Below are 571 nucleotides of genomic sequence, written 5' to 3'. Positions count from 1 at the left end.
TGCTAATTTCTTTAATAGATTTCTGAATTCGATAATTCCACTTGGGTCAAGCCCATTAGTTGGCTCATCTAATATCAAAAATTTGGGTGAAGAAACTAGCGAAACTGCTAAAGCAAGTCTTTGCTTCATACCAAGTGAATATGTCTTTACTTTTCTATTAATAGCATCTTTTAAACCCACAAAGTCAACTATTTCCTTCAATTTTTCAGTATCTTTAATCTCAAAAATACGTGCAAATTGCAATATATTATCCCAACCGCTCATATATTCATATAACTCTGGATTTTCAACTATACAACCAATGTTTTTTAAAGCTTCTATCCTGTTTTCTTCAATATTATGACCAAAAACTTTAATGTTACCAGATGTTGCTCGTATTAGCCCGACAATCATCTTAATTGTAGTAGATTTACCTGCACCATTTGGTCCAATAAATCCAACTATCTCTCCTTCTTTAATAATAAAACTAATACCCCTCACTGCCTCTTTCTTGCCATAATTCTTTTTTACATTTTCAAGTTCCAAAACAACTCCCAATTGAATATACCTCCCTGATTTTTAAAATAAAATT

1 protein-coding gene is annotated in these 571 nt (G+C 31.3%); it reads right to left on the bottom strand.

Translation table 11 applies throughout. From position 1 onward, the window contains the following. On the bottom strand, positions 1-537 hold a 537-nt coding region (locus ACAG39_12490), incomplete at its 3' end, for an ABC transporter ATP-binding protein (protein ID MEZ0538038.1). Positions 538-571: the final 34 nt, after the last annotated feature.

The sequence above is a fragment of the Caldicellulosiruptoraceae bacterium PP1 genome, from assembly GCA_041320695.1.
In the GTDB taxonomy this organism is placed as follows: Bacteria; Bacillota; Thermoanaerobacteria; order Caldicellulosiruptorales; family Caldicellulosiruptoraceae; genus JBGGOQ01.
This window is presented reverse-complemented; position numbering and strand designations above follow the sequence as displayed.